Origin of the sequence: Pseudomonas sp. M20, assembly GCF_045037865.1 — a bacterium.
In the GTDB taxonomy this organism is placed as follows: Bacteria; Pseudomonadota; Gammaproteobacteria; order Pseudomonadales; family Pseudomonadaceae; genus Aquipseudomonas.
The window spans coordinates 4758320-4777831 of sequence record NZ_CP173611.1 but is presented as its reverse complement, the minus strand read 5'-3'; the positions used below and the strand labels follow the sequence as shown (position 1 = coordinate 4777831).

Annotated in this window: 16 protein-coding genes, 3 tRNA genes and 1 pseudogene; 17 read left to right on the top strand and 3 right to left on the bottom strand. The window is 58.4% G+C overall.

Translation table 11 applies throughout. The features are described 5' to 3' along the window. From secG to ACI514_RS21255, 12 genes are all read left to right on the top strand, one after another. Nucleotides 1–387 carry a preprotein translocase subunit SecG gene (secG, locus tag ACI514_RS21310; RefSeq protein ID WP_016986497.1) on the top strand — a complete coding sequence of 129 codons (387 nt, stop codon included), beginning with the start codon at nt 1–3 and terminating at the stop codon, nt 385–387. Nucleotides 388–408: 21 nt separating this feature from the next. After that, nucleotides 409–494 (top strand) — tRNA-Leu (locus tag ACI514_RS21305). Nucleotides 495–591: 97 nt separating this feature from the next. After that, nucleotides 592–668: transfer RNA gene (locus ACI514_RS21300), tRNA-Met, on the top strand. A gap of 139 nt (nt 669–807) precedes the next feature. Further along, on the top strand, nt 808–1266 hold the full coding sequence (gene rimP / locus ACI514_RS21295; protein ID WP_007993601.1) for a ribosome maturation factor RimP: 459 nt from the start codon (nt 808–810) through the stop codon (nt 1264–1266). Nucleotides 1267–1313: 47 nt separating this feature from the next. Continuing rightward, entirely contained in the window at nt 1314–2795 is a 1482-nt protein-coding gene (gene nusA / locus ACI514_RS21290; protein WP_008088341.1) for a transcription termination factor NusA, read from the top strand. A 27-nt stretch (nt 2796–2822) separates the two neighbouring features. Beyond that, nucleotides 2823–5354 carry a translation initiation factor IF-2 gene (infB, locus tag ACI514_RS21285; RefSeq protein ID WP_160055787.1) on the top strand — a complete coding sequence of 844 codons (2532 nt, stop codon included), beginning with the start codon at nt 2823–2825 and terminating at the stop codon, nt 5352–5354. 160 nt (nt 5355–5514) lie between these two features. Further along, nucleotides 5515–5916 (top strand): 30S ribosome-binding factor RbfA, encoded by a 402-nt coding sequence (rbfA, locus tag ACI514_RS21280; RefSeq protein WP_007915259.1) that lies wholly within the window; start codon nt 5515–5517, stop codon nt 5914–5916. A gap of 4 nt (nt 5917–5920) precedes the next feature. Beyond that, nucleotides 5921–6838, top strand: a complete 918-nt coding sequence (gene truB / locus ACI514_RS21275; protein WP_008088346.1) for a tRNA pseudouridine(55) synthase TruB — start codon at nt 5921–5923, stop codon at nt 6836–6838. A gap of 142 nt (nt 6839–6980) precedes the next feature. Next, entirely contained in the window at nt 6981–7250 is a 270-nt protein-coding gene (gene rpsO / locus ACI514_RS21270) for a 30S ribosomal protein S15 (RefSeq protein WP_003177875.1), read from the top strand. A 193-nt stretch (nt 7251–7443) separates the two neighbouring features. Continuing rightward, a complete protein-coding gene (gene pnp, locus ACI514_RS21265; protein WP_007915263.1) occupies nt 7444–9549 on the top strand; it encodes a polyribonucleotide nucleotidyltransferase in 2106 nt (701 codons plus the stop codon). 193 nt (nt 9550–9742) lie between these two features. Continuing rightward, nucleotides 9743–9818 (top strand) — tRNA-Thr (locus ACI514_RS21260). A gap of 242 nt (nt 9819–10060) precedes the next feature. Further along, the gene (locus tag ACI514_RS21255) at nt 10061–10360 is read left to right on the top strand and encodes a DUF6388 family protein (protein WP_160060050.1); all 300 of its coding nucleotides are present in this window, start codon (nt 10061–10063) and stop codon (nt 10358–10360) included. Between the two features lie 89 nt (nt 10361–10449). Here ACI514_RS21255 and nadC read toward each other — a convergent pair whose 3' ends face one another. Next, a complete protein-coding gene (gene nadC, locus ACI514_RS21250; RefSeq protein WP_016986492.1) occupies nt 10450–11298 on the bottom strand; it encodes a carboxylating nicotinate-nucleotide diphosphorylase in 849 nt (282 codons plus the stop codon). A gap of 368 nt (nt 11299–11666) precedes the next feature. On the opposite strand from nadC, the gene ACI514_RS21245 reads away from it, so the two are divergent. From ACI514_RS21245 to ACI514_RS21225, 5 genes and pseudogenes are all read left to right on the top strand, one after another. After that, the gene (locus ACI514_RS21245; RefSeq protein WP_405122317.1) at nt 11667–13847 is read left to right on the top strand and encodes a DUF1631 domain-containing protein; all 2181 of its coding nucleotides are present in this window, start codon (nt 11667–11669) and stop codon (nt 13845–13847) included. A 64-nt stretch (nt 13848–13911) separates the two neighbouring features. Next, a complete protein-coding gene (gene ampD, locus ACI514_RS21240) occupies nt 13912–14472 on the top strand; it encodes a 1,6-anhydro-N-acetylmuramyl-L-alanine amidase AmpD (protein WP_077571048.1) in 561 nt (186 codons plus the stop codon). Continuing rightward, entirely contained in the window at nt 14469–15308 is an 840-nt protein-coding gene (ampE, locus tag ACI514_RS21235; RefSeq protein ID WP_160055795.1) for a regulatory signaling modulator protein AmpE, read from the top strand. The genes ampD and ampE overlap by 4 nt, the downstream gene beginning before the upstream one ends. Before the next feature lie 261 nt (nt 15309–15569). Beyond that, nucleotides 15570–16661, top strand: a pseudogene (locus ACI514_RS21230) (methyl-accepting chemotaxis protein); the annotation flags it as partial. Then, a complete protein-coding gene (locus ACI514_RS21225) occupies nt 16638–17567 on the top strand; it encodes a methyl-accepting chemotaxis protein (RefSeq protein ID WP_405124236.1) in 930 nt (309 codons plus the stop codon). The pseudogene ACI514_RS21230 and the gene ACI514_RS21225, both read left to right, overlap by 24 nt. Before the next feature lie 115 nt (nt 17568–17682). On the opposite strand, the gene ACI514_RS21220 is transcribed toward ACI514_RS21225, so the two are convergent. Further along, a complete protein-coding gene (locus tag ACI514_RS21220) occupies nt 17683–18459 on the bottom strand; it encodes a TatD family hydrolase (protein WP_405122316.1) in 777 nt (258 codons plus the stop codon). Between the two features lie 3 nt (nt 18460–18462). After that, nucleotides 18463–19458 carry a catabolite repressor/activator gene (gene cra / locus ACI514_RS21215; RefSeq protein WP_160055801.1) on the bottom strand — a complete coding sequence of 332 codons (996 nt, stop codon included), beginning with the start codon at nt 19456–19458 and terminating at the stop codon, nt 18463–18465. Between the last annotated feature and the right edge of the window lie 54 nt (nt 19459–19512).

The window sequence follows — 19512 nt, the reverse complement described above, 5'->3', positions numbered from 1 at the left end:
ATGCTGGAAACAGTCGTAGTCGTTTTTCATCTGCTGGGTGCATTGGGCGTAGTTGCTCTGGTTTTGCTGCAGCAGGGTAAGGGTGCGGACGCTGGCGCGTCTTTCGGAGCAGGTGCTTCAAATACTGTGTTCGGAAGCCAAGGTTCCTCTACCTTTCTTAGTAAGTTTACTGCTATACTTGCCGCCGGTTTCTTCATAACCAGCTTGGGGTTAGGTTACTTTGCTAAAGAGAAGGCTCATCAGCTAACTCAGGCGGGTCTCCCAAATCCAGCAGTGTTGGAAGTACCTAAGCAACAACAACCGGCTTCTGATGATGTCCCGGTGCTTCAAGAGCAAAAGTCGGCTACTCCAGCGACTGACGTACCTCCAGCTCAAGAGCAGAAGTAAGAAGAGTTTCAACGTAGTTTTGCCGAGGTGGTGGAATTGGTAGACACGCAACCTTGAGGTGGTTGTGCCCATAGGGTGTAGGGGTTCGAGTCCCCTTCTCGGTACCAATTAGTCAGGAGAGCCCGCTGTTGCGGGCTTTCTTGCAGGTGGAAGGTTACATTGACCCTATAAGGGATCGGTCGTATACTTCCGCCCCAGCTTTGTCGCGGGGTGGAGCAGTCTGGTAGCTCGTCGGGCTCATAACCCGAAGGTCGTCGGTTCAAATCCGGCCCCCGCAACCAGTTTAAGGAGCCCCTTTTAAGGGGCTTTTTGTTAGCTGGACACTTTCAACGCCGCTGTTCGACGGCGTTTCAAGGATGGGCGTTTCGCCCATTTTTTTATTTTGCAAAGCATGCACATATCATGCACTAGGGGGTTCAGGTGTCGAGCAAGCTAGAAGAGTTGCAGGCCTTGCTGGCCCCGGTGGTCGTGGCCCTGGGCTATGAATGCTGGGGTATCGAGTTTTCGGCTCAGGGTCGTCACTCGATGTTGCGCGTTTATATCGATAAAGAGGGTGGCGTGCTGGTGGACGATTGCGCCATTGTCAGCCGTCAGATCAGTGGTGTGCTGGATGTTGAAGATCCAATCGCCGTTGAATACACCCTTGAAGTTTCCTCGCCTGGCATGGAGCGCCCACTGTTCACTCTTGAGCAGTTTGCAAAATTTGCCGGTGAACAAGTGAAGATCAAGCTGCGCTCGCCTTTTGAAGGTCGACGCAACTTTCAGGGCCTTCTGCGCGGTGTAGAAGAACAGGATGTCGTGGTGCAGGTAGAAGACCATGAGTTCCTGTTGCCGATCGATATGATCGACAAGGCCAACATTATTCCCAGTTTTGACTGAGACGCGGATCCCGCGGATCCAATGGCTTGCGAAAGGCGAGGCGTACGATGAGCAAAGAAGTACTGCTGGTTGTTGAGTCGGTATCCAATGAAAAGGGCGTACCGGCAAGCGTAATTTTTGAAGCGCTGGAGCTGGCTTTGGCCACTGCTACCAAAAAGCGTTTTGAAGACGAAGTTGACCTGCGTGTGGAAATTAACCGCCACACCGGGGCATACGAAACTTTCCGTCGCTGGACGGTCGTCGAAGAGAATGATCTCGACGATCCGGCCATCGAAACCTGGCCGAGCAAGGTTGCCGAAACGCATCCGGGTGCCAACGTTGGCGACGTCGTTGAAGAAAAGATCGAATCCATCGAGTTCGGCCGCATTGCTGCACAGACTGCCAAGCAAGTCATCGTGCAGAAAGTGCGTGAAGCCGAGCGCGCTCAAGTGGTTGACGCTTATCGCGAGCGCCTTGGGGAAATTATCTCCGGCACCGTGAAAAAGGTCACTCGCGACAACGTGATCGTCGATCTGGGTAACAACGCTGAAGCGTTGCTGGCCCGTGAAGACATCATTTCTCGCGAAACTTTCCGTGTCGGCGTGCGTTTGCGTGCGCTGCTCAAGGAAATCCGCACCGAGAACCGCGGCCCGCAACTGATCCTGTCGCGTACCGCGCCGGAAATGCTCATCGAGCTGTTCCGTATCGAAGTGCCGGAAATCGCTGAAGGCCTGATCGAAGTAATGGCTGCGTCCCGTGATCCGGGTTCGCGTGCCAAGATCGCCGTCCGCTCGAAGGACAAACGCATCGACCCGCAGGGCGCTTGCATCGGTATGCGCGGTTCGCGCGTCCAGGCAGTGTCGGGTGAGTTGGGCGGTGAGCGTGTTGATATCGTCCTGTGGGACGACAACCCGGCTCAGTTCGTGATCAACGCCATGTCCCCGGCTGAGGTTGCGGCAATTATCGTTGACGAAGATGCCCATGCAATGGACATCGCCGTTGGCGCAGACAATCTGGCTCAGGCCATCGGTCGCGGTGGTCAGAACGTGCGTCTGGCCAGCCAGTTGACTGGCTGGACCCTGAACGTGATGACCGAATCGGACATCCAGGCTAAGCAGCAAGCAGAAACCGGCGACATCCTGCGCAACTTCATCGACGAGCTGGAAGTCGACGAAGATCTGGCACAGGTGCTGGTAGATGAAGGCTTCACCAGCCTGGAAGAGATTGCCTACGTACCGTTGGAAGAAATGCTCAACATCGACGGCTTTGACGAAGATACCGTCAACGAGCTTCGCGCTCGTGCCAAGGATCGTTTGTTGACCAAAGCCATCGCTACTGAGGAAAAGCTGGCAGACGCCCATCCGGCCGAAGACCTGCTCTCGCTTGAGGGTATGGACAAGGATTTGGCGATGGAACTGGCGGTGCGCGGCGTAATTACCCGCGAAGACCTGGCCGAGCAGTCTATTGACGACCTGCTCGACATCGACGGCATTGACGATGATCGTGCCGGCAAGTTGATCATGGCCGCCCGAGCCCACTGGTTCGAGTAATTAGGCGCGGCCTGAGGAGAGAAGTGCATGACGCAAGTCACGGTGAAACAACTGGCCGATGAGGTCAAAACACCGGTAGAGCGCCTGTTGCAGCAGATGCGTGAGGCAGGTCTGCCGCACACCGCCGCCGAAGAAAATGTGACTGACAGTGAGAAGCAGTCCCTGCTGACTCACTTGAAAAGCAGCCACAAGGCGAAAGTGGAAGAACCACGCAAGATCACGCTGCAGCGTAAAACCACCAGCACCCTGCGTGTGGCTGGTAGCAAGAGCATCAGCGTAGAAGTTCGCAAAAAGAAAGTTTTCGTACAGCGCAGCCCGGAAGAAATCGAAGCCGAGCGCAAGCGTGAACTGGATGAGCGTCGCGCAGTAGAAAATGCTGCCCGTCAGAAAGCTGAAGAAGAAGCCAAGCAACGCGCCGAAGTAGAAGCGCGTAACCAGCCTGCTGCTGCGCAGGATGCTAACAGCGCCGCTGCTGCTGCGCCGGTTGCCGCTGCCGAACCTGTTCGTGAAAGCGCGCCGGTGGTTGCCGCTGCTCCAGCTCCGTCTGCTGACGTTCGCAACAAGCAGAACGAACAGCGCCGTCCGGACAAGCCACGTGCCGACGACAACAATCGTCGTAGCGGTGGTGGTGATGGCGAGCGCAAAAACGCTCCGCATCGCGCATCGGTCAAAGAAAAAGCGCCGGCTCCACGTGTGGCGCCACGCACTACCGACGAAGAAAGCGATGGCTTCCGTCGCGGTGGTCGCGGCAAGGCCAAGCTGAAAAAGCGCAACGCCCACGGTTTCCAGAGCCCAACCGGCCCTGTCGTGCGTGATGTGCAGATCGGCGAGACCATCACTGTTGGCGATCTCGCCAATCAGATGTCGGTCAAGGCTGCTGAAATCATCAAGTTCATGTTCAAACTGGGTACTCCAGCGACCATCAACCAGGTGCTTGATCAGGAAACTGCTCAACTGGTAGCCGAAGAGCTGGGCCACAAAGTGACCCTGGTCAGCGACACCGCCCTGGAAGATTCCCTGGCCGAGTCCCTGAAGTTTGAAGGTGAGTCGTTCTCCCGTGCGCCAGTCGTGACCGTAATGGGCCACGTTGACCACGGTAAAACGTCGCTGCTCGACTACATCCGTCGTGCCAAGGTAGCTGCTGGCGAAGCCGGTGGTATCACCCAGCACATCGGTGCATACCACGTTGAAACCGAACGCGGCATGGTCACCTTCCTCGATACCCCGGGTCACGCCGCGTTTACCGCAATGCGTGCTCGTGGTGCCAAGGCGACCGACATCGTGATCCTGGTGGTTGCAGCCGACGACGGCGTAATGCCGCAGACCATTGAAGCTGTTCAGCACGCAGTAGCGGCTGGCGTTCCACTGGTTGTAGCAGTGAACAAAATCGACAAGCCGGGCGCTGATCTTGATCGCATCCGTAGCGAATTGTCGGTTCACGGCGTGACTTCCGAAGAGTGGGGCGGTGATACGCCGTTCGTTCCGGTTTCGGCGAAAGTCGGTACTGGCGTGGACGAGCTGCTTGAAGCCGTTCTGCTGCAAGCTGAAGTTCTCGAACTGAAAGCAACTCCGTCGGCTCCTGGCCGCGGCGTTGTGGTTGAATCGCGTCTCGACAAAGGTCGTGGCCCGGTGGCAACCGTTCTGGTTCAAGACGGTACCCTGCGCCAAGGCGACATGGTCCTGGTCGGTTCGAACTATGGCCGCGTGCGTGCCATGCTCGACGAGAACGGCAAGCCAATCAAAGAAGCCGGTCCATCCATCCCTGTCGAAATCCTCGGCCTGGACGGTACCCCGGACGCTGGCGACGAGATGAGCGTGGTTGCCGACGAGAAGAAAGCCCGTGAAGTGGCTCTGTTCCGTCAAGGCAAGTTCCGCGAAGTCAAACTGGCTCGTGCTCACGCCGGCAAGCTGGAAAACATCTTCGAAAACATGGGTCAGGCCGAGAAGAAGACGCTCAACATCGTCCTCAAATCCGACGTCCGTGGTTCGCTGGAAGCGTTGAACGGTGCCTTGAATGGCCTGGGCAACGACGAAGTACAAGTGCGCGTAGTTGGCGGCGGCGTTGGTGGTATCACCGAATCCGACGCTAACCTGGCACTGGCTTCGAACGCTGTACTGTTCGGCTTCAACGTGCGTGCCGATGCTGGCGCACGGAAGATCGTCGAGCAGGAAGGTCTGGACATGCGTTACTACAACGTGATCTACGACATCATCGAAGACGTCAAGAAAGCCCTGACCGGCATGCTCGGCAGCGATGTTCGCGAGAACATCCTGGGTGTGGCGGAAGTGCGTGACGTGTTCCGTTCGCCGAAGTTTGGCGCGATCGCTGGTTGCATGGTGATCGAAGGTGTTGTGCACCGTAACCGTCCGATCCGTGTACTGCGTGAAGACATCGTTATCTTCGAAGGCGAGCTGGAATCCCTGCGCCGCTTCAAGGATGACGCTTCCGAAGTACGTGCCGGCATGGAATGCGGTATCGGCGTGAAGAGCTACAACGACGTCAAAGTCGGCGACAAGATCGAAGTCTTCGAGAAGGTTCAGGTTGCTCGCAGCCTCTAACTCGCGCACTTCAGGAGCCGTGATGGTCGGCCGCACTCAACAGTGTGGCGCATCACCCGGACTCTAAACGCAACGCCCGGTCTGGCTTTTGTCAGGCCGGGCGTTTGCCGCTTTCAGACCTTGCGGGTTTCGCCGCGGGGCAGTAACAGGTAACAAAATCATGGCAAAAGAATACAGCCGTACCCAACGTATCGGCGATCAGATGCAGCGCGAGCTGGCTCAACTGATCCGTCGCGAAGTCAAAGACCCGCGCGTCGGCCTGGTCACCATTACCGCAGTAGAAGTCAGCCGTGACGTCGGTCACGCGAAGATCTTCATCACCGTGATGGGCCAGGACAACGCCGAAGATATCGCACAAAGCATCAAGGTGCTGAATGCCGCCGCAGGTTTCCTGCGTATGCAACTGGCCCGTGAAATGAAACTGCGCAGCGTGCCGCAATTGCACTTCCACTACGACGAATCCGTTGTCCGTGGTGCGCACCTGTCGGCCCTGATCGAGCGTGCCGTGGCTGAAGACAATCAGCATCCGGTCGCTGCTGAACCTGAAGACACCAAGGAGTAATTCGGTGGCTCAGGTCAAACGTATCCGTCGTAACGTCAGCGGCATCATCCTGCTCGACAAACCGTTGGGATTCACCTCCAACGCCGCGTTGCAGAAGGTTCGCTGGTTGCTCAACGCCGAAAAAGCCGGGCACACCGGTAGCCTCGATCCGCTGGCCACCGGCGTCTTGCCATTGTGCTTCGGTGAGGCCACCAAGTTCTCGCAATACCTGCTCGATTCCGACAAGGCTTATGAAACCCTGGCGCAACTGGGCAAGACCACCACCACGGCAGATGCTGAAGGTGAGGTTTTGCAGGAGCGCCCGGTGACCGTTGGTCGCGCCGATGTCGAAGCGGCATTGCCGAAATTTCGTGGGCAAATCAGTCAGATACCGCCGATGTACTCGGCGCTCAAGCGTGATGGCCAGCCGCTGTACAAGTTGGCGCGTGCAGGCGAAGTAGTGGAGCGCGAACCGCGTTCTGTTACTATTGCGCGCTTGGAATTACTGGCCTTCGAAGGCGATACTGCGCGTCTTGCGGTGGATTGCAGCAAGGGCACCTATATTCGCACCCTGGTGGAGGATATCGGTGAGCAACTCGGTTGTGGTGCGTACGTCGCTGAATTGCGCCGTACCCAGGCCGGGCCTTTCACCCTGGCGCAGACCGTGACCCTCGAAGAGCTTGAAGCGGTTCATGCCGAAGGCGGCAACGAAGCGGTTGATCGCTTCCTGATGCCATCGGACAGCGGCCTGCAGGATTGGCCGCTGCTGCACTTCTCGGAAGCGAGCGCGTTCTACTGGCTCAACGGCCAGCCGGTGCGTGCCCCGGATGCTCCGAAGTTCGGCATGGTGCGGGTACAGGATCACAATGGTCGCTTCATCGGTATCGGTGAAGTGAGCGAAGACGGGCGCATTGCGCCACGTCGACTGATTCGGTCGGAATGACCGAAACCGGTCTGTGTCAAAGCAGGCTGGCGAGGGTGGCTGTTAACAGGCACGGTCACTACTCATTTATAGATACAGGGATTTGTCCCTGGCCTGTTGAAGTTGTTTCTTTGAAACAGCTTCCTGATAAAAGGATTGCCTCATGGCTCTCGACGTTCAAGAAAAAGCTCAAATCGTTGCTGACTACCAGCAAGCTGTTGGTGACACTGGTTCGCCAGAAGTGCAAGTTGCACTGCTGACCCACAACATCAACAAGCTGCAAGGTCACTTCAAGGCCAACGGTAAAGATCACCACTCCCGTCGTGGTCTGATCCGCATGGTAAACCAGCGTCGCAAGCTGCTGGACTACCTGAAAGGCAAGGATCTGGGTCGTTATCAGACTCTGATCGGTCGCCTGGGTCTGCGTCGCTAATCAGCGATTGCGCTATGAGGTTGGTTGTCTGTCGGACGTCTGCGGTTTACCGCCGACGGCTTGCAGGCTCCCAGCCTCAAGTTTTATCTGGATACACGTTTTACCCTGGACAGGCGTTGGGCCGATTCCCGACATTGCCCAAGAATTCGCAAGAAACCAGTTCCCCCAAGAGCCACAAAGAAGGTAGGACACCGTGAACCCGGTAATCAAAAAATTCCAGTTCGGTCAATCGACCGTTACCCTCGAGACTGGCCGTATCGCCCGTCAGGCCTCCGGCGCAGTATTGGTCACCGTTGACGACGACGTCAGCGTATTGGTGACTGTAGTCGGTGCAAAACAAGCCGATCCAGGCAAGGGCTTCTTCCCTCTGTCGGTTCACTACCAGGAAAAGACTTACGCTGCCGGTAAGATCCCTGGCGGTTTCTTCAAGCGTGAAGGCCGTCCTTCCGAGAAAGAAACCCTGACTTCCCGACTGATCGACCGTCCGATCCGTCCGCTGTTCCCAGAAGGCTTCATGAACGAAGTGCAGGTTGTCTGCACCGTCGTTTCCACCAGCAAAAAGACCGATCCGGACATCGCTGCGATGATCGGTACCTCGGCTGCCCTGGCCATCTCGGGCATTCCGTTCGACGGCCCGATCGGCGCCGCTCGCGTAGCTTTCCACGAAAGCACCGGCTACCTGCTGAACCCGACTTACGAGCAGCAAGCAGCTTCGAGCCTGGACATGGTCGTTGCCGGTACTTCCGACGCCGTACTGATGGTTGAATCGGAAGCCAAAGAGCTGACCGAAGACCAGATGCTGGGCGCGGTACTGTTTGCTCACGACGAGTTCCAGGTTGTGATCAACGCGGTTAAAGAACTGGCTGCCGAAGCTGCCAAGCCAACCTGGACCTGGGCTCCGGCGCCAGAAGCCACCGAACTGCTGGGCGCTATCCGTGCCGAGTTCGGCGAGGCGATCTCCCAGGCTTACACCATCACCGTCAAGGCCGACCGTTATGCGCGTCTGGGTGAGCTGAAGGATCAGGTTGTTGCCAAGCTGTCCGGTGAAGAAGGCCAACCTTCGTCCAGCGAAGTCAAAGCGGCTTTCGGCGAAATCGAATACCGCACCGTTCGCGAAAACATCGTAAACGGCAAGCCACGTATCGACGGTCGCGACACCAAAACCGTACGTCCGCTGAACATCGAAGTCGGCGTTCTGCCGAAAACCCACGGTTCGGCCCTGTTCACCCGTGGTGAAACCCAGGCTCTGGTAGTCGCGACTCTGGGCACAGCCCGTGACGCACAGCTGCTGGACACCCTGGAAGGCGAGAAAAAAGACCCGTTCATGCTGCACTACAACTTCCCTCCGTTCTCGGTAGGCGAATGTGGTCGCATGGGTGGCGCTGGTCGTCGTGAAATCGGTCACGGCCGTCTGGCCCGTCGTTCGGTTTCGGCCATGCTGCCAGCCGCTGACGTGTTCCCGTACACCATCCGTGTGGTTTCGGAAATCACCGAATCCAACGGTTCGAGCTCGATGGCTTCCGTTTGCGGCGCTTCCCTGGCCCTGATGGATGCTGGTGTGCCGATGAAGGCGCCGGTTGCCGGTATCGCCATGGGTCTGGTTAAAGAAGGCGAGAAGTTCGCCGTCCTGACCGACATCCTTGGTGACGAAGACCACCTGGGCGACATGGACTTCAAAGTAGCCGGTACCGCCAAAGGTGTTACCGCGCTGCAGATGGACATCAAGATCAAGGGCATCACCGAAGAGATCATGGAAATCGCTCTGGGCCAAGCCCTGGAAGCGCGCCTGAACATTCTCGGTCAGATGAACCAGATCATCGGCCAGTCGCGTACCGAACTGTCGGCCAACGCTCCGACCATGATCGCGATGAAAATCGACACCGACAAGATCCGTGACGTTATCGGTAAAGGTGGCGCGACCATCCGTGCGATCTGCGAAGAAACCAAGGCTTCGATCGACATCGAAGACGACGGTTCGATCAAGATCTTCGGCGAAACCAAGGAAGCTGCTGAAGCTGCACGTCAGCGCGTTCTGGGCATCACCGCTGAAGCCGAGATCGGCAAGATCTACGTGGGCAAGGTTGAGCGCATCGTCGACTTCGGCGCATTCGTCAACATCCTGCCAGGCAAGGACGGTCTGGTTCACATCTCGATGCTGAGCGACGCTCGCGTAGAGAAAGTGACCGACATTCTGAAAGAAGGCCAGGAAGTGGAAGTGCTGGTACTGGACGTGGACAACCGCGGCCGTATCAAGCTGTCCATCAAAGACGTGGCAGCTGCCAAGGCTTCGGGCGTTTAATCAGCCCAAAGCGTTAGCGCAATGAAAATGCCCCGCCGTGAAAACGGCGGGGCATTTTTTTGTCTGGCATAAAGATCAAAAGATCACAGCCTGCGGCAGCTCCTACAAAGCGGTGTGATAACCCGATCATGCAGGAGCTGCCGCAGGCTGTGATCTTTGCTTTTGTGAAAACCGGTGCTAGGTTTAGCCCACCGCCCGTGTAGCTCAGCCGGTAGAGCAGCGCACTCGTAACGCGAAGGTCGCAGGTTCGATTCCTGTCTCGGGCACCACCGTTTTCCTCACTCCCGCTCATTGCCATGCGGATTTATGTTCCGCAGGTCAGCTTTTTGTGGGAGAGATGTAAAGAGCCGTGTAATTCGTCATGCAAACGTCCTATATTCGTTGCCTGCATGAGCATCGCCCAGCAGTTTTCAGATGATCCCGAATGGTTCCGAAGGCCGGAAAAATCCGCGTCAGAGAGATCCTTGATGATCCAGATCCATCCTCCATTCTTACGATCAGCGAGAACGCCATGACCGAATTAACTCAAGAGCAACGTCATCAACAAGCGCTGGAAAAGTACATTCTGGACGTTCCGGACCTGAAAGAAGAGATCAAGGACCTGAGTCCTGATGATCAAAAGGATCAGATCCAGTGGGCCTTTGAAGACGAAGCCGAAGCCCAGGGCTTGCAGCCGTGGGAGCTGACACTCAAGTACACGAGCACGCCGGAGGAGTTCGAGGCGCAGCGCCTTGTGCTACACAAAGAGGCGGCTGAAGTGCTGGGTGTCGAGTGGGATGACTACTGCGAGATGAACAATCTCGTCGTATAACAGCAGCTACGAGCTTTAAGCGGCAAGCTGCAAGTCAACGCAAAAGCGCTGTGGCTTGCAGCTTGTAGCTTGGAACTTGCCGCTGCTGTTTAAAGGCTGAGGCGCATCGACAGATCCACCGCTTTGACATCCTTGGTCATCGCACCGATCGAGATGTAGTCCACCCCGGTTTCGGCGATCGGCAGCAGCGTGCTTTCGTTGATACCGCCGCTGGCCTCCAGTTTCGCCTTGCCGCCATTCAGGCGCACGGCTTCGCGCATGTCGTCCAGACTCAGTTCGTCGAGCATGATGATGTCGGCGCCGGCGGCCAGTGCTTCCTTCAGTTCATCCAGACTTTCCACTTCGACTTCCACCGGTTTGCCCGGCGCAATCTTGTGCGCGGCGGCAATGGCTTGTGGAATGCCACCGCTGGCGGCGATGTGGTTTTCCTTGATCAGGAAGGCGTCGTACAGACCGATGCGATGGTTGTGGCAGCCACCGCAGGTCACCGCGTATTTCTGCGCCAGACGCAGGCCCGGCAAGGTCTTGCGGGTGTCGAGCAGTTTGACCTGAGTGGTACCCACGAAATCGGCCAGGTACTGCGCGCGGGTGGCTACGCCGGAGAGCAACTGCAGGAAGTTCAGCGCACTGCGTTCACCGGTCAGCAGCGAACGGGCCGGCCCTTCCAGATGAAACAACGGCTGATTGGGCTTGACCCGCTCGCCATCGACCACTTGCCAATGCACCGCGACCCGCGGATCAAGCTGACGAAACACCGCATCGACCCAAGCGGTGCCGCAGATGACAGCCGCGTCGCGAGTGATGATGGTGGCTTTGGCCAGGCGTTCGGCCGGGATCAGTTGCGCGGTGATGTCGCCGCTGCCGATGTCTTCGAGCAACGCACGGCGCACGTTGGCTTCGATTTCGGCGGTCAAATCGGCGAGACGTAGATTCGGCATAACGGGCTCCACAAACAAAGTGGTTTGATTATAGGGGCATGGCGCGAGCCAACCCAAGGCGAGACGCGCGTGCTTGCCTGCATCTTGTCGATTTTCTTTGAGCAAACCGTGCCGGGACATGGTCACTGAAAGGGCATAGGGGAAACCCTGACGACTATGGCGTCGGGCACAAGTTATGAAAGATAATCCGCCTTGCATTTGACGTCATAGCTTTGACGTCCGGATTGAGCTTGTGCGAGCGAGCCTGCTCGGGAATGCATGCTCTCAGTGACATTGCTGCGGCTGATACACCGCCATCGCGAGCAGGCTCGCTCCCACAGGGATCCGGGTTGGCTTGACCGAACGAATCACCGTTTCAGGAGGCTTGGATGCACAACGACGGGAAAGTGGTGCCTTTGCACAAAGGCACTGCCGATCAGGCGAATCATTCGCCGCTCGCCCGCCTGCCTGTGATTCTGCTTCAGGTTCGCGACAAGGCTGCCCAGCAACTGCGCCACGGTTTGCAGGAGCTGTTCGATAACGCCGACGACACGCTGTTCGAAATGGCCGACCGGGCGCGCAACGACGTCGAACAGAACATCTTTTTCGAAGCCATGCGCGACCTGCGCCTCAAGCGCAAAAACATCGAGCGTGGTTTTCTTGAGCAATTCTTTGAAGCTTTCGTTGGCCTGACGCAATACGACCCCACGCACAACACGCTGCCCCATGCCCTGATATATGACGAGTTGGCGCCACGCAGCGACGACATGGAACGCAGCGTGGCGGTCGAGACCATGGTCGGTCGCGTACTCAAGCGTGACGGCTTAGCCCTCGATCAACTGACCGCGCGGCTTAACGCGCTACTCGGCAACACCCTCGACGATCAACACAACCCGCTCGGCCCGGCGCTGCTCTGCGAGTTTTTCCTCCAGGCCGGGCGTAACCTGGGTGTGGAAATCAAGGTCAAGCTGATCCTGCTCAAACTCTTCGAGCGCTATGTCTTGGCCGACACCGAACAGCTCTACGCCGAAGCCAATCAATTGCTGCTTGCCACCGGTGTGTTGCCCGAGTTGAAGGCCGCCCCGGCGCGGCGCGCCATTGATCGTGCGATCGCCAGTGTGAGCAACGATGAAAGCGACGACACGCCGCCCGTCGATGAAGGCGTGCAGGAGGTCTTCGCCGCGCTGCAGCAATTGCTCGCGCACGTGCGTGGCAGTGTTGCCCCGACGCTGGAACCCAGCGTTGCGGCGCAACCGATTTCCACCCGCGACCTGCTCCGTCTGCTCTCGCACTTGCAACAATACGTGCCGGCCCTGGCGGCACAGGATGACTTCGATCTGCGCAATCAGCTCGAACAACTGCTGACTCGCGTCAGCGTCAGAAGTGGCAAATCGCGGATCGTCGGCGATGCGGATGAAGACGTGATCAACCTGATCGCCATGGTCTTCGACTGCATTCTTGAAGACCGCAATGTGCCGGATTCGCTCAAGGCTCTGATCGCGCGGTTGCAGATCCCGATGCTCAAGGTCGCGGTGCTCGACAAGAGTTTCTTCAGTCGCAGCACCCATCCGGCGCGGCGCCTGCTCAACGAAATCGCCGAGGCGGCGATGGGTTGGGGCGACTGCGACAGTGACGCGCGCGACAGCTTGTACCTGCGTATCGAACAAGTGGTGCAGCGCCTGCTGACTGACTTTGTTGATGACCCGGCGATTTTCTCTGAGTTGCTTGCCGATTTCCTTGCGTTCACCAGCGATGAGCGCCGCCGCAGTGAGCTACTTGAACAGCGTCTGCGTGACGCCGAAGAAGGGCGGGCAAAAACCGAACTGGCCCGGCGCCGGGTCGAGCGGGCGCTGAATCAAGCGCTGCTGGGTAAGACGCTGCCGCCGTCCGTGGTCACGTTCGTCCAGGACGCCTGGAGCAAAGTATTGCTGCTGACCTGCCTCAAGCATGGCGATCAGTCAGCCGAATGGCAGGCCGATGTGCAAACCATGGAGCAATTGATCTGGAGTGTGCAGCGTCATGAAGACACCGAATCCAGCCTGCGCTTGCTGGCACTGGTGCCGGGGTTGCTCAAATCGCTGCGTGATGGCCTGAGCAGTTCAGCGTTCGATCCGTTCGCCACCAGCGAGTTTTTCAGTGAGCTGGAAGCCCTGCATGTACGTGTGCTGGAGCGTTCCGTCGAATCGGATCAGGCCACCCCCATGATCGAAGTGTCGCAACAGATCGTGCTGCACACCGCCGATGAAAGCGCAATGGCGATGACATCGGTACGCTTGCCCCACGACGCCGCCGGTCTGCGTCAGGTCGAGCAACTGCGCCTGGGCAGTTGGGTCGCTTTTCGTGAGGACGATGAAAACAGCCTGCGCTGCAAGCTCGCAGCCATCATCGAAGCCACCGGCAAGTATGTATTTGTCGATCGAACCGGGATGAAGGTGCTGGAGCGCAGCCGCATCGCGCTGGCCGTGGAATTCCAGCGTGGCACGGTGCGTGCGCTGGACGATACCTTGCTGTTCGACCGCGCACTCGAATCGGTGCTGGGCAATCTGCGGCGACTCAATCGCGGCAAGTGATCGCGCGCCGGGGGCCGATCACGGCATACTGGGCGCCAACAGAGTCGGCGTTGAAGGAATCGGTATGCAGTTGGATCCCGCTAGCGGGTGGTGTCACGGGGTGCAGGTTTGCCCATCGCCCAACTTCAATGAACGCCCTGCGGGCGAAATTTCCCTGTTGGTCATCCACAACATCAGCCTGCCGCCAGCGCAGTTCGCCACGGGCAAGGTGCAGGAGTTTTTCCAGAATCGTCTGGATGTCACCGAACATCCCTACTTTGCAGGTATCGCCGACCTACGCGTCTCGGCGCATTTTCTGATCGAACGTGACGGCAAGGTCACCCAGTTTGTCTCCTGTCTTGAGCGGGCGTGGCATGCGGGTGTATCGATGTTCGAAGGGCGCGAAACCTGTAATGATTTTTCCGTGGGCATCGAGCTCGAAGGCACCGATGATCTACCGTTCACCGACGCGCAGTATCAGGCGTTGACGGCGTTGACCCGCCAGTTGCAGACAGCATTTCCGGCCATCACCGGCGCCCGCATTTGTGGGCACAGCGACATAGCACCCGGGCGTAAGACCGATCCTGGCCCGGCATTCGACTGGGCGCGTTACCGCGCAGCCCTGGCACAAGAGGAAGGACAATGAGTTTTCTGGTGTTACTGCTGGCGCTGTGGATCGAGAAGTTTTCGGCCCTGCGTCATCGGGTTCAACGCGATGGCGGATGGATCCGCGAACTGAACAAACTCGAAAGCAGCGAGCGGCTGGCCAAACAGCCTTGGCTGGTGCTGAGCATTCTGGTGCTGTTTCCGGTGGCCTTGCTGGCGCTGTTGCTGGTGGTGCTGGAGCCGGTGGCTTACGGCTTGCTGGCGTTGCCGGTGCATTTACTGGTGGTGATTTACAGCCTGGGGCGCGGCGACTTGCTCGGCGGCCTCGGGCCGTTCCGTGATGCCTGGCGCCGTGAGGATTTGCAAGCCGCAGCGCACGTGGCCAAGCGCGATCTGAACATCTGCGCCGACAGCGGCGAGCAGTTGCTCGAACGTGTGCAGGCGCATCTGCTGTGGCAGGCCTACCAGAGCTTTTTTGCGGTGATCTTCTGGTATTTCGTGCTCGGCCCGGTAGCGGCATTGGCGTATCGCCTGTTGGCGCTGGCGCAGGAGCACGGTCAGAACCCGGCGCTGGTCGAGCGCGCCGCGCAACTGCGGCATGCATTTGACTGGCTGCCGGTACGCTTGCTGGCTGCGAGCCTGGCACTGGTCGGCAACTTTGTTGCGGTCAGCCGGGTGATGCTGCATGAACTGCTCAACTGGAACATCAGCGCGGCGCAACTGATCAATCGGGTCGGTTTGGCGGCGGGCGAGATTCCACCTCCGGTGGTCGGGCCGGAAGGCATCAACACCCTCGATTGCCTGTGGGAACTGCTGCTGCGCGCGGCAGTGCTGTGGTATGCCGGGTTTGCTTTGTGGACAGTTCTGATCCACTGATTTCACTGATTTAAAGAAGGATCAAAAGATCGCAGCCTGCGGCAGCTCCTACACAGGGATTGTGTGTTTCCTGTGGGAGCTGCCGCAGGCTGCGATCTTTTTGTCGTTAACCTTAAGTTACAAAACCTCCCTTCGATTTGAGCTATACAGAGATGGCGCCCGATAGTGGCTATCTGCTGTCGCCCCGCGCCCGCCAATAAAAACAAGAAAAACCAAGGGAGACTTCCAGTGAAGAGCTTGCTCTATCCCGCTGTCTCGCTGATGAACCGTCTGAGCTTCGGCATGAAGTTCAGCCTGATCAGCGTGCTGTTCCTGGTGCCGATGCTGGTGACCAATTTCTATCTGGTGCGCGATTCCTATCGCGAATTCCAGGGCACCCGCGTCGAGCTGCAAAGCCTTGATCTGCTGGGCAGCAGCCTGGCTCTGCGCCGGGATCTGGAAACCCTCAACAATCTGGTGCAGATCAACGTCACCCTCGGCCAGTCCGGCAAGGCCGGGAATGTCGAGGCGCAGATCACCACGCTCGAACAAGCGGTTCTGGCACGCCTGCAAGGGCTGACGGCGATGACCGACGATCCCGAGCAGATCCAGGTATTCGACGGCAAACGCGATGAAATGATCGCCGCGTTCAAGGCCCAGCAAGTGGAGAACTCGCTGCAGAGCAAAAGCGCGTTAATCGGCAAACTACTGGCCAGTGCGCAGATTTTCAGCCAGATCATCACCAGTCAGGCCGGGCTGAGCCGTGATAACCAGAGCGATATCCGTCAGCTCAGCGAACTGGTCACCCTGATCACGCCGAGCGTCACGCAAACTCTCGGCGAAGGCCGGGCCATGGGTTCGTATTCATTGGGTCAGGGTTTTCTCAACAGTTCATCGAGTACGCGTTTTGATGAGTTGCTGGTGCAGATCGAAAAACTCCAGGCCGAGTATGGTCTGAAATTGCAGGACGCCCTCGGCTCCAGCAAAGCCGCGGGGGACAACCTCAGCGCGGCGGCCGACAGCAGCAAGGCTTCGCTGAAACAGGCCAGCGAACTGTTCGAAGAGCAGGTGGTGATGGCCGACACCCTCGATGCGCCGTGGCAGGCTTTTTACGATCAGGTCACTGGGCTGATCGGCAAGACCTATGAGCTCAACGAAGCCACGTTGAAATTCCTCGATACCCAATTGCAGCAGCGTCTGGCGCAGAACCGCACACACATGGTCCTGCAGGCGGTGGCGCTGTCGGTGGTGTTCGTGCTGATTTTCTATCTCTACGGTGGCTTCTACGCCTCGACCCGCACCACGCTGAAACGCCTTGGAGCAATGATGGACAAGGTCGCGGCGGGGGACATGACGGTCAACTTCAAGGCCAGCAGTCGCGATGAGTTAGGTGAGTTGGGCGAGGTGTTCAACGGCACGGTGAGGAAGATTCACGACTTGATCGAGCGGGTGGGCCAGACCGTCGCCGAGGTCGAGCGTCAGGCCGGGCAGGTTGAAAACGTCTCAGCGCAGAGCAATCAGGCGGTCGCCGGGCAACGTACGCAGATCGAGCAAGTGGCAACGGCGATGAACCAGATGTCGGCGACCTCACTGGAGGTGGCGCGCAGTGCCGCCGCGGCAGTGAGCAGTGCCCAAAGCGTCAATGACGAGACTATCAGTGGTCGTGGCCTGGTCGAGTCACAGCAGGGCAGCATTGCCGCGCTGGCCAGCGAGATTGACCAGTCAGTGCTGGTGATCAACCAGTTGGCCAGCGACAGTCAGTCGATCAGCCGTGTACTGGAAGTGATCAAGAGCATCGCCGAACAGACCAACTTGCTGGCGCTGAATGCCGCGATCGAAGCGGCGCGTGCCGGCGAGCAGGGACGTGGTTTTGCTGTAGTCGCAGACGAAGTGCGCACCTTGGCCAAACGCACTCAACAATCGACCGAAGAAATCGAACAGATGATCGCCAAACTGCACGGCGGTGTCGGCGCGGCGGTGAAAGCCATGGGCGTCAGCCATCAGATGGCCAACGGCACAGTCGGCCAGTCGGAAAAGGTTCAGCAGGCGCTGGAAAACATCCTCGGCGCGGTCGGCATGATCGTCGATCAGAACCAGCAGATTGCCGCTGCAGTTGAGCAGCAAACGGCGGTGGCCCATGACATCGACCAGAACATCGTCGAGATCAACCGCGCCGGCGAGCGCACAGCGCAAGGTGCGCACCAGACCGAAGATGCCAGCCGCGCGTTGTCTGCCCAAGTTGTTGAGCTTAAACAACTGATCAGCGCCTTCCGCGTCTAAGCAATACACAAATCCCCTGTAGGAGCTGCGGCACGCTGCGATCTTTTGATCTTGATTTCAAAGATCAAAAGATCGCGGCCTCGTTTCACTCGACAACTCCTACAGGGGAGATGTGTTACCAGCCGAACACTTCGCAGCTGTTGGCGGTGCTGGCGCTGGCGAGTTGTTGCGGGGATATATTCATCAACTCCGCCAACGCCTCACAAATCGCCGGCAAGTGCGCCGGGCTGTTGCGCTGACCGGGAAACATCGCAGGCGCCATGTCCGGCGAATCGGTTTCCAGCACGATCGACTCCAGCGGCAGTTCCGCAATCACTCGATGCATGCGCAACGCCTGCGGCCAGGTCGGTGCGCCGCCGAGGCCCAGTTTGAAACCCAGTTTGATGTATTCCCGCGCTTCTTCACGGCTACCGGCAAAGGCGTGGATGATCCCTGCGCGTTTGAGCTTGAAGCGTTTGAGCGTCGCAATAACCGCCGCATGGCTGCGGCGTACATGGATCAGCGCTGGCAAATGAAAGTCAGCGGCCAATTGCAGCTGCGCCTCGAACAGCGCCTGTTGCCGCTCGCGGTCGAGGTTTTCGACGAAGTAATCCAGACCGATTTCGCCCACCGCACACAACTGCCGATGACCACGCAGCCGCGTCAGCCAATCACCCAGAGCCAACAAATCCTCAGGACGATGCTGATCGAGATACACCGGATGCAGACCGAATGCCGCATACAAATCCGCATCGCTCTGCACCAGATCCCACACCCGTTGCCAGTTACCCTCATAAACCCCCAATACCACCATCCGCCGCACCCCGAGGGCACGGCTTTCGGCGAGCAACGCCGAGCGGTCGGCATCGAAGTCGGGGAAGTCGAGGTGGGTGTGGCTGTCGATCAGCTCCACGGCTCAGTCCTGGTGAATACGCTGCTTGAAGGTCCGCGCGATGGCCTGCACGCCAGGCTTGTATTCCGACTGCTCGACAGCGGCCAGCGCCAGTTCCAGCGCCTTGTCGGCGATCAACTGGTGTTGCTGGGCCATGGCGTTGACCGGCAGCGGCAGGAAATCCAGCAATTGCGTATCGCCGAAGGTGCCGAGGCGCAGCGGTCGCGATTTCAGCGGGAAGTCATGCAGCGCGTCGAACACGCCTTGCAGCAGTACGTACGAAGTCGTCACCAACGCGTCGGGCAAATGCCCCAGACGTTGCAGGAGTTCCTCCATCAATTGCTTGCCGCACTCACGGCTGAAAGATTCAGCGTGCTCGACCAGCACTTCACCTTTGAAGTCGACCAAGGCTTGCTTGAAACCGGCGGCACGTTCCTGGCTGATGCTCAGTTCCGGGCGCGCACCGAGCAGAACGATCTGCTTCGGCTGCGGATCGAGCAGGCTCTGGGTCAGGTGCAGGCTGGCCTCGCGGTCGTCACTGATCACCGAACAGAAATGCTCCGGTTCCATGACCCGGTCGATGGCGATGATCGGCAGCCCTTTGGCCTGTAGCTGTCGGTAACTGTCATCACCGGCCGGCAGGCAACTGGCGACGATCAGCGCATCGCAGCGGCGCGCCTTGAATAGTTGCAGCAACTGCCGCTCGCTGTCTGGCGCATCGTCGGAGCTGGCGATCAGCAATTGATAGCCGCGCGCCCGCGCACCTTGCTCGAGCAGCTTGGCGATCCGCGCGTAACTGGGGTTTTCCAGATCCGGCAGAATAAAGCCCAGCGTGCGCGTGTGCCGACTGCGCAGCCCGGCCGCTTGAGGGTTTGGCGTGAAGCCGTGCAGATCGACCACCGCCCGCACCCGCTCGACGGTGGCGGTGCTGATGCGTTGCTGTTCGGCCTTGCCGTTGATGACGTAGCTGGCGGTGGTCACGGACACTCCGGCCAACCGCGCGATATCACTGAGTTTCAACCCGGGATTTCCTTGTTTATTCGAGCTTGCCGCCACATTTTTGCCAATCCTACC

What these genes read in the sequence shown, in the direction of transcription:
- ACI514_RS21255 (WP_160060050.1), top strand. Translation starts at nt 10,061, where the DNA reads ATGACCGAATTAACTCAAGAGCAACGTCATCAACAAGCGCTGGAAAAG.
- ACI514_RS21245 (WP_405122317.1), top strand. Translation starts at nt 11,667, where the DNA reads ATGCACAACGACGGGAAAGTGGTGCCTTTGCACAAAGGCACTGCCGAT.
- secG (WP_016986497.1), top strand. Translation starts at nt 1, where the DNA reads ATGCTGGAAACAGTCGTAGTCGTTTTTCATCTGCTGGGTGCATTGGGC.
- nusA (WP_008088341.1), top strand. Translation starts at nt 1,314, where the DNA reads ATGAGCAAAGAAGTACTGCTGGTTGTTGAGTCGGTATCCAATGAAAAG.
- ampE (WP_160055795.1), top strand. Translation starts at nt 14,469, where the DNA reads ATGAGTTTTCTGGTGTTACTGCTGGCGCTGTGGATCGAGAAGTTTTCG.
- rpsO (WP_003177875.1), top strand. Translation starts at nt 6,981, where the DNA reads ATGGCTCTCGACGTTCAAGAAAAAGCTCAAATCGTTGCTGACTACCAG.
- ACI514_RS21225 (WP_405124236.1), top strand. Translation starts at nt 16,638, where the DNA reads ATGACGGTCAACTTCAAGGCCAGCAGTCGCGATGAGTTAGGTGAGTTG.
- infB (WP_160055787.1), top strand. Translation starts at nt 2,823, where the DNA reads ATGACGCAAGTCACGGTGAAACAACTGGCCGATGAGGTCAAAACACCG.
- rbfA (WP_007915259.1), top strand. Translation starts at nt 5,515, where the DNA reads ATGGCAAAAGAATACAGCCGTACCCAACGTATCGGCGATCAGATGCAG.
- ampD (WP_077571048.1), top strand. Translation starts at nt 13,912, where the DNA reads ATGCAGTTGGATCCCGCTAGCGGGTGGTGTCACGGGGTGCAGGTTTGC.
- nadC (WP_016986492.1), bottom strand. Translation starts at nt 11,298, where the DNA reads ATGCCGAATCTACGTCTCGCCGATTTGACCGCCGAAATCGAAGCCAAC.